This window comes from Mesorhizobium sp., assembly GCF_005063415.1.
In the GTDB taxonomy this organism is placed as follows: domain Bacteria; phylum Pseudomonadota; class Alphaproteobacteria; order Rhizobiales; family Rhizobiaceae; genus Mesorhizobium.
On the sequence record NZ_SUEG01000193.1, the window covers coordinates 1 to 8,350 of the forward strand.

The following is an 8,350-nucleotide window of genomic DNA, read 5'->3' on the forward strand; positions in this document are numbered from 1 at the left end:
GGCTCGTCGCGCGCCGCACCTTCGTCGTCGATCCGATCGACGGCACGCGTGGCTTCCTCGAAGGGCTGCCCACATGGTGCGTCAGCGTCGCGGTGGTCGAGAACGGCCGAACGCTTGCCGGCGTGCTCGACTGCCCGGCGAAGGGCGAAATCTATTGGGCGCTGCCGGGCGAGGGCGCATTCCTGAATGGCAAGCGCATCAGCGTGCGTCCGCCCGCGGAAACGGCCGAAATCGCCGGACCGAAGCCGATGATCGACCTGCTGCCGGCGAAATGGCACAAGCGGCTGAAGCGGGTGCCCTATATTCCTTCGCTCGCCTACCGGCTTGCGATGATCGCCGGCGGCCAGCTCGATGCCACCTTCGTCAAGGCCAATGCGCATGACTGGGACATCGCCGCGGCCGATCTCATCCTGCGCGAGGCAGGCGGCGCCTTGCTCGATCGGCACGGCCGCGCGCCGCTCTATGCCGGCGAAGTGATCCGTCACGGACCGCTCGCCGCCGGCAGCGGCGAACTCCTCGCCGTGCTCGCCGGCGTCATCGCCGGGCTGGACAATTGACCACTATCAATAGTTCCAAAGTCGGCGGCTTTGGTCTAGACCTGTCCCAAACTCACGATATGTGAAGGATCGACATGGCCGCTGAAGACGGAAAGAAACAGCTTTTGCACCTGGTGTTCGGCGGCGAACTCAAGAAGCTGGGCGGCACCGAATTCCGCGATCTCGACGCGCTCGATATCGTCGGCATCTATCCGGACTACCAATCGGCGCACGCCGTCTGGAAGGCCAAGGCGCAAGCCAGCGTCGACAATGCCCATATGCGCTATTTCGTCGTTCACCTTCACCGCCTGCTCGATCCCGAAAACAAGGCTGTCGGTTGACATCGATGAACCATGAAGCGGTCAAGCGATCAGCCCCGCGGTCGGCGGTCAGACGTCGCAAGCCGAAGACGTTCTGGCGCAAGATCCGCGAACCGCTGGCGCAGTCGCGATTCGTCAAGAATGCGCTTGCCGCGCTGTTTGCGTATTTCGTCCGCCTTGTCCGCGTGACCAACCGCCTGGTCGAAGGATCGGCCAAGTTTTCCGGCGGCGCCTATGCGCAGCTCGAGCCTGGCATCATCGCGCTCTGGCACGGCCAGCACCTGCTGACCCCGGCCTATTATCCCAAGGGACGGCCGCTAGTTGCCATGGTGTCGCGCAGCGCCGATGCCGAGCTCAACGCGCTGATGGTCGAGAAATTCGGCATCGAGGCGGTGCGCGGCTCCGGCGGACGCGAAAGCGCAAAGCATCTCGACAAGGGCGGCGCCAAGGCGCTCATCGCCCTCAAAAAGTCGCTCGCCACCGGCAAGAATGTCGCCATGATTGCTGATATTCCCCACGGCACGCCGCGCGATGCGGGGCTCGGTGTCGTCCTCCTGGCGCGGCTGTCCGGCCGGCCGATCCTGCCTGCCGCGATAGCCACCAGCCGCCGCAAGGTGATCGAGGGCAGTTGGGACAAGACGACGATCAACCTGCCCTTTGGCCGCTCCTCGATCGTCGTCGGCACGCCCGTCTTCGTGCCGGCCAACGCCGACGCCGCGGAAATGGAACGCAAGCGCCAGGAGGTCACGGCCTCGCTCAATGCCGCGACCGCCGAGGCCTATCGCCTTGTGGACGGTTCGAAATGAGTATGCGCTGGGCCCGCGCCTTCCTGACGGCATACCGTTTCGCCGGGGCCGCCGCCTACCCGCTGGTCGGACCTTATGTCGCCTGGCGTACATCCAGAGGCAAGGAGGATCGCATTCGCCGACGCGAGCGCTACGGCGTCGCCGGGCGCGAGCGCCCCGAAGGCCCGGTGATCTGGATCCATGCAGCCAGCGTCGGCGAGACCATCGCCGTCGTGCCGCTGGTCGAGAGCATTCTCGATTACGGCGTCAACATCGTGCTGACGACGGGCACCGTCACCTCGGCACAGGTCGCCGAAGAACGGCTGGGCGACCGCATCATCCACCAATATGTGCCGCTCGACCTCAAGCCGGCGGTCAGCCGCTTCCTCGACCACTGGCAGCCGGACCTGGCGATCATCGCCGAATCGGAGATCTGGCCGATGACCATCCTGGAACTCGGCGCCCGCCGCGTGCCGCAGGTTCTGGTCAACGGCAGGCTGTCCGACCGCTCCTTCAAGTCCTGGAAGAAGCGCGCCAACATTGCCGAAGCATTGTTCGAAAATCTTGCCCATGTCGTCGCCCAGTCGGATCTCGATGGCGAGCGCTTCCTTTCGCTCGGCGCCCGGCCGGTCACCGTGTCCGGCAATCTCAAGGTCGACACCGCGCCGCCGCCGGTCGACGAACGGGCGTTGGCGGCGCTGAAACGCCAGATCGGCGGCCGCCCGACCTGGGCGGCGATCTCGACCCATGACGGCGAAGAGGCGGTCGCGGCCGAAGTTCACGCCATGCTGCACAAGCGCCACCACGGGCTTTTGACCATCATCGTGCCACGCCATCCCGATCGCGCCGGGCAGCTGGCCGCCCAGATTTCCGGCATGGGTCTGAAGCTGGCGCAGCGCAGCAAGGGCGACAGGATCACCGCCGACACCGATATTCTGCTCGGCGACACGATCGGCGAGATGGGGCTTTATCTGAGGCTGACGGAAATCGCCTTTGTCGGCCGTTCGCTGACTTCCGAGGGCGGCCAGAACCCGCTGGAACCGGCCATGCTGGAGACAGCGGTGCTTGCCGGCCGCAATGTTCAGAATTTTCGCGAGGCCTATCAGCGCCTGCTCGACAGCGGCGGCGCCAAGTTGGTGCGCGACCGCGATATGCTGGCCGGCGCCGTCAATTTCCTTTTGACCAACGAGGCGGCCCGCCATGAGATGATGGCGGCGGGTGCGGCGACCGTCGACGAGATGCGCGGTGCGCTGGCACATACGCTCAGGTCGCTCGAGCCCTATATCCAGCCGCTGGTCGTCAAGTCGCGCCTGAAGGGCGCGAACGGGCGCTGACGTGACCTCGGAAGCGCCACCCTTCTGGTGGGAAGAGCCGGACTGGCGGGTCACGGCGCTGTCGCCGCTCTCCGCCGTCTATGCGCTTGTCGCCGGTCGCCGCATGCGGCACGCGCCGCGCGAAAAAGTCGAGGCGCCGGTGCTCTGCGTCGGCAACTTCACCGTCGGCGGCACCGGCAAGACACCGGTGGCGATCGCGCTGGCCGAGCAGGCCCGGCGTATGCAGCTCAATCCGGGTTTCCTGTCGCGCGGCCATGGCGGCTCCTTCGCGCAGCCGCATATCGTCGATCCGCACCACGACGCCGCCAAGCATGTCGGCGACGAGCCACTGCTTTTGGCCGAACACGCGCCGGTCGCGGTGACGCCGAACCGGGCCGCCGGCGCCAGGCTTCTGCTGGAGAAGCTCGGCTGCGATTTCCTGATCATGGATGACGGTTTTCAGAGCGCGCGCATCCACATCGACTATGCGCTGGTCGTCGTCGATGCGCGCCATGGCATCGGCAATGGCCGCGTCATCCCCGGCGGGCCGCTGCGGGCAAACATCGTCGACCAATTGGTCTTCACCAGCGCCTTGCTGAATATGGGCGACGGCATCGCGGCCGATACGGTCGTGCGCCAGGCAGCGCGCGCCGGCAGGCCGATCTTCGAGGCGCACACCGCCCCGAGCAGCAAGGTGACGCTGGCCGGCAGGCGGTTCCTGGCGTTCGCCGGCATTGGGCATCCCGACAAGTTTTTCGACACGGTAAGCGAGGCCGGGGGCGAGGTTGCGCTGACCCGACCATTTCCTGACCATTATTTCTACAGTGCGGACGAGCTTGCCGAATTGGCGGCGACGGCACGTAAAGCCGGGCTTGGCCTCATTACCACCGCCAAGGACGCTGCCCGCCTGCGTCACGGCGCAGCACCGCCGGAATTCCTCGACCGGCTCGACGTGCTGGAGATCGACACCGTCTTCGAGCTGGACCATGTGCCGCAACGCATCATCGACGAGACGCTGGATGCCTGGCGGCAGCGCCGGCTTAAAGGCTGACCAGCAGCTTGAGCACCCCAGTAGCTTGAGCACCAGGGCGATGCGGAACCGGAATTTGCATCTTTCCGCCGGTCGAGCGTATTTTTGTTCTTGCTTTGTGCCGGCAGCTATGCTAGTAATATGGGCATGGTGATGATTCGCCGGGTGACCCGCGCTCGTGCCCCGAGGCGGGTTTTTTATTTCAAGATGGCCTCTAAGGTTTCGGTGTTGCCGGCCTGACGCCGCGGCAGAAGCGGGCGCGAAGCGTCGCAACGGGCGGCGTCCATTTTCACTGGACTAGCGTCGGCGGCGCAGTTCCGGATGCGCTTCGATCTCGCGGCGCAGCGAGGCGGCGGCATTCACATAGGGTTCCTGCCTGGCGACACTCCAGTATTTGAGCTCGTCGAGCGGGATGCTCTCGCCGGTCACCGCGCAGCGCACGAAGGCGCCGGGGCTGGTCACCTGGAAGTCGCCGTCGAGATAGCGGATGCGGGCTTCCTTGCCGCCGGGCCCTTCAAAACGGTTCATCATGAGGTGGTGCCGAAATTCATGACGATGTCATCGCCACAAATTGCGGCGAGGTCAAGCTTGGTTGGCTTTGCCTGCTTCTGTTTCTGGTGACACTTGCTCGAACAAGCCGGCAAAGCGGATGCCAATGCATGTCGCGCAAAAGTGTGCAGCGGTTTTGCTCGACATGCATAAACACAAGAACCTGAAGCGCGTCGCATCAGGCCGGTCGAACGCGACGCGCCTTAGGCATCTCATTCCTCGGCGATGATAAACTCTTCGATCTTCTCCGCTGCCAGTCCGGCCTGGACGGCGATGCGCCGTGCGAGTTCGGCGGCAGCGGTGCGCGGCCGCCCCAGCGGCCGGTCGAGCCAGTAGGATATCGGGCTCAGCGCACGGCGTTCGTCTACGGCGACGATGCGGCCCGATTTCAATTGGTCCACCGTCAACGGCGGACGTGCCAGCGCAATGCCGAGCCCGTGCGCGGCGGCGTCGAGCACGAGGTTGTAATCTTCGAAACGCCGGTCGTGCGGCCGCGGCCGATAGTCCATCTCCTGCGCTGCAAACCAGGCGCGCCAGGCCGAAGCGTCGGAATCGTTGATCACCGGATAGTTGAGCAGCCGGGCAGGATCTCCGCGGCCGATCCCCCTGGCCAATTCCGGCGAGGCGACCGGGAACACATATTCTTCGAAAAGCTGCACCGAGATCCGGCCCGGAATGCGACCGCGCCCGCAGCGGATCGACAGGTCGATGCCCTCGTCGGCAAGATCGCCCTGGCGGATGTCGACGTCGAGCACGATACGCAGCTTGGACGGATGGTTTTCCAGCGTCGCCATGCGCGGCATCAGCCACAGCCCGCTGACCGAGGGGATCGAGGTCAGCCGCACCACCGCCGTGCCGCGCGGCTCAACCCAACGGTCCGAATTGCTGGCGATAAGGGCGAAGGCTTCGGTGGTGCGCAGATGCAGGCGATTGCCCTCGACGGTCAGCGAGACGCCGCGCGCGCCGCGATCGAAGACTTTCAGCCCGAGCCAGCCCTCGAGCTTGGCGATCTGCCGGCTGACGGCGCCATGGGTGATGTTGAGCTTCTCGGCCGCCGCCGAAAAGCTGCCGGTGCGTGCCGCGGCGTCGAAGGCGCGCAGCGTTTCAAGCGGCAGCATCGAGTCTGAGCTGTGATCCATAGTCACAGGTGATCCTCGATTTGTTCGTTTGTCAACCGGCCCACAATAGCGTTTCTCTACTTCGTGGCATTGGATCGCGAGGACATCGAGATGAGCGCTTACACCGGCACGTTGAATACGACACAGCGCATGGATGCCACGGCGGCCATCGCGGTGGCGCTGACGGTGGTTGGCTGGGCCTCCGCCTTTCCGGCGATCCGCGCCGGCCTTGCCGCCTTCGGGCCGCTGGAACTCGGCGCGCTGCGCTTTGCCATCGCCGCGGTTCCGGCGGCGATCTTCCTCGCGGTCAAGCGGCCGGCACTGCCAAAACTCGATGAACTCTGGCGCTTTGTCTTCGGTGGTGCCGTGTTCGTCGCGCTGTACACGGTGATGCTCAATTTCGGCGAGCTGACTGTTTCGGCCGGTGCGGCCGGCTTCATCATCAATGTCAGCCCGATCTTCACCGCCATCATGGCGATGGCGCTGCTCGGCGAACGCTTCTCAGGCCTGGCCTGGGCCGGCACATTCCTGTCCTTCGCCGGCATCGGCATCATCGCCATGGGCGAGGGGCAGGGGCTGCATTTCAACAGCGGTGCGCTGCTTGTCCTCGGCTCGGCACTGTGCTCGGCCGTCAACACCATCGTCCAGAAGCCGCTGTTTGCCCGCCACCACCCGCTGACCATCTCGGCCTCGAACATGGTGCTTGGCGCGCTCTGCCTGTCGCCGTTCCTGCCGAGCGGTCTGGCGCAGGCAGCGGTCGCCGATACGGCCGGGCTCGGCGCGGTCATCTTTCTCGGCATCGTACCCAGCCTGATCGCCTATGCCGCCTGGGCAACAGCGCTTTCCCGGCTGCCCGCCGCGCGCGCCTCGAACTTCCTCTATCTGGTGTCGCCGGTGGCGACGCTGATCGGCTTCTTCTGGCTGGGCGAGGTGCCGACGCTGCTCGGCATAATCGGCGGCGCACTGGCGCTCGGCGGCGTCATCGTGGTGAATTTGAGGAGGTGAATCAGAGGGTTGGGGCTGTCTCTTGACTCGAAAGAGCCGCTATGTAGCGGCTCTTTTCGTACCCTCACCCCGCTGCTTCGCAGCGACCCTCCACACAAGGGGGAGGGTAAGCTCCTCGCGAGACGTCGGCGGCTAGGCGCCCTACCTCCCCCTTGTGGGGAGGTCGGACCGAAGGTCCGGGTGGGGGGCTGCGCCCTGCGAGTTCCTTATCGCCGCCCAAACAGCCTCTCGATATCCGCCAGCTTGAGCTCGATGTAGGTCGGGCGGCCATGGTTGCAGGTGCCGGAGCCGGGCGTCGCCTCCATCTGCCGCAGCAGCGCGTTCATCTCGTCCGGTTTGAGCAGGCGGCCGGAACGTACCGAGCCGTGGCAGGCCATGGTCGCGGCTATTTTGTCCAGCCGCTCCTTCAGCGTGTCGACTGTGTCATTGTCGGCGATCTCGTCGGCGAGGTCGCGCACCAGCTGCTGGACATTGGTTTCGCCGAGTAGCGACGGCGTTTCGCGCACGGCGACCGCACCGGGGCCGAAGCGCTCGATGCCGAGGCCGAAGCGGGCGAGCGTCTCGGAGTGCATGGCGAGCCGCTCGGCATCATCTTCCGGCAGGTCGACAATCTCGGGCAGCAGCAACATCTGCGACGGCACCGCGCGTGAGTGAAGGGCGTTCTTCAAGGCCTCGTAGACCAGCCGCTCATGCGCCGCGTGCTGGTCGACAATGACAAGCGAATCCCTGGTCTGGGCAACGATATAATTCTCATGCACTTGCGCGCGCGCCGCGCCCAATGCCGTGCCAAGCAGCGTATCCGCCGCTTCGTTTTGGCCGGCGCGCGTGTCGGCGCTGTGCAGTGGCCCGGCGTCGAAGGCCGCCTGCTCGTCCTCGCCGAACCCGCCGCCCATATCGAGCGGCCGTTGTGGCGAGCGGCCAGGATCGTACCCGGCAAAGCCGGAAGCCCGGTAGGCGGCCTCGTAGCTGCGGTGACCGTTGGCCGGGCCGCCATGCGCATAGGATGCCGCGCCGGGCCGGAACGCCGCCATCATGCCGGCGGCTCCCGTGGTGGCGGCGCGGATGCCGGCGTTGGCCAGCGCTTCGCGGATGGCGCCGACGATCAGCCCGCGCACCAGCCCCGGATCGCGGAAGCGCACGTCGGCCTTGGCCGGATGGACATTGACGTCGACGATCGCCGGATCGAGCCTCAGGAACAGCACGGTGACGGCATGGCGGTCGCGCGGCAGCACGTCGGCGAAGGCGCCGCGGATGGCGCCGGCGATCAGTTTGTCACGCACCGGGCGGCCGTTGACATAGGCGTATTGCTGCAGCGCGTTGGCGCGCGTGAAGGAGGGCACCGAGACATGGCCGGCGAGACGCACGCCGTCCCGCACCGCGTCGATGGCAATCGCATTGTCGGGAAAGTCGGCGCCCATCACCTGTGCCACCCGGCGCAGCCGGCCTTCCGGGCTGTCGTCGGTCGCCGGCAGTTCCAGCGTCGAGCGGTCCGGGCCGGCAAGGGTGAAGCGCACGGCGGGGAAGGCGATGGCGATGCGCTTGATCACGTCGCCAATGGCCGAGCTTTCGGCGCGCTCGCCCTTCATGAATTTGAGCCGCGCCGGCGTGGCGAAGAACAGGTCGCGCACCTCGACCGTGGTGCCGCGATTGGCCGCCGCCGGCCTGACGGCGGAGACGCGGCCGCCGTCTATGCC

Annotated in this window: 9 protein-coding genes; 6 read left to right on the forward strand and 3 right to left on the reverse strand. The window is 66.0% G+C overall.

What is annotated here, in order from left to right:
* The 5 genes from E5W70_RS29105 to lpxK form a co-directional block, all read left to right on the forward strand.
* The coding region (locus E5W70_RS29105; protein WP_292664744.1) for an inositol monophosphatase at positions 1 to 557 on the forward strand (557 nt) is incomplete at its 5' end.
* 74 nt (positions 558 to 631) lie between these two features.
* Positions 632 to 877: a DUF4170 domain-containing protein gene (locus E5W70_RS29110; protein ID WP_023674378.1), complete on the forward strand. Its 246-nt coding sequence runs from the start codon at positions 632 to 634 to the stop codon at positions 875 to 877.
* Positions 878 to 882: 5 nt separating this feature from the next.
* The gene (locus E5W70_RS29115; RefSeq protein WP_292664745.1) at positions 883 to 1,662 is read left to right on the forward strand and encodes a lysophospholipid acyltransferase family protein; all 780 of its coding nucleotides are present in this window, start codon (positions 883 to 885) and stop codon (positions 1,660 to 1,662) included.
* Complete coding sequence (gene waaA / locus E5W70_RS29120) at positions 1,659 to 2,975, forward strand: lipid IV(A) 3-deoxy-D-manno-octulosonic acid transferase (protein ID WP_292664746.1); 1,317 nt, start codon at positions 1,659 to 1,661, stop codon at positions 2,973 to 2,975. Before E5W70_RS29115 ends, waaA begins: the two co-directional genes overlap by 4 nt.
* 1 nt (position 2,976) lies before the next feature.
* Positions 2,977 to 4,005 (forward strand): tetraacyldisaccharide 4'-kinase, encoded by a 1,029-nt coding sequence (gene lpxK / locus E5W70_RS29125; protein ID WP_292664747.1) that lies wholly within the window; start codon positions 2,977 to 2,979, stop codon positions 4,003 to 4,005.
* A 276-nt stretch (positions 4,006 to 4,281) separates the two neighbouring features.
* Here the strand turns inward: lpxK and E5W70_RS29130 are convergent, their stop codons facing one another.
* Together E5W70_RS29130 and E5W70_RS29135 are read right to left on the reverse strand one after the other, a co-directional pair.
* The gene (locus E5W70_RS29130) at positions 4,282 to 4,515 is read right to left on the reverse strand and encodes a DUF2093 domain-containing protein (protein ID WP_031211156.1); all 234 of its coding nucleotides are present in this window, start codon (positions 4,513 to 4,515) and stop codon (positions 4,282 to 4,284) included.
* A gap of 230 nt (positions 4,516 to 4,745) precedes the next feature.
* Positions 4,746 to 5,672, reverse strand: coding sequence for a LysR substrate-binding domain-containing protein (locus tag E5W70_RS29135; protein ID WP_292664748.1), 927 nt, complete (start codon positions 5,670 to 5,672; stop codon positions 4,746 to 4,748).
* A 90-nt stretch (positions 5,673 to 5,762) separates the two neighbouring features.
* Between E5W70_RS29135 and E5W70_RS29140 the strand changes: the two genes are divergently transcribed.
* Complete coding sequence (locus E5W70_RS29140) at positions 5,763 to 6,656, forward strand: DMT family transporter (protein WP_292664749.1); 894 nt, start codon at positions 5,763 to 5,765, stop codon at positions 6,654 to 6,656.
* A 206-nt stretch (positions 6,657 to 6,862) separates the two neighbouring features.
* On the opposite strand, the gene mutL is transcribed toward E5W70_RS29140, so the two are convergent.
* On the reverse strand, positions 6,863 to 8,350 hold a 1,488-nt coding region (gene mutL / locus E5W70_RS29145), incomplete at its 5' end, for a DNA mismatch repair endonuclease MutL (RefSeq protein WP_292664750.1).

What these genes read in the sequence shown, in the direction of transcription:
- E5W70_RS29130 (WP_031211156.1), bottom strand. Translation starts at nt 4,515, where the DNA reads ATGATGAACCGTTTTGAAGGGCCCGGCGGCAAGGAAGCCCGCATCCGC.
- E5W70_RS29115 (WP_292664745.1), top strand. Translation starts at nt 883, where the DNA reads ATGAACCATGAAGCGGTCAAGCGATCAGCCCCGCGGTCGGCGGTCAGA.
- waaA (WP_292664746.1), top strand. Translation starts at nt 1,659, where the DNA reads ATGAGTATGCGCTGGGCCCGCGCCTTCCTGACGGCATACCGTTTCGCC.
- E5W70_RS29135 (WP_292664748.1), bottom strand. Translation starts at nt 5,672, where the DNA reads ATGGATCACAGCTCAGACTCGATGCTGCCGCTTGAAACGCTGCGCGCC.
- E5W70_RS29140 (WP_292664749.1), top strand. Translation starts at nt 5,763, where the DNA reads ATGAGCGCTTACACCGGCACGTTGAATACGACACAGCGCATGGATGCC.
- E5W70_RS29110 (WP_023674378.1), top strand. Translation starts at nt 632, where the DNA reads ATGGCCGCTGAAGACGGAAAGAAACAGCTTTTGCACCTGGTGTTCGGC.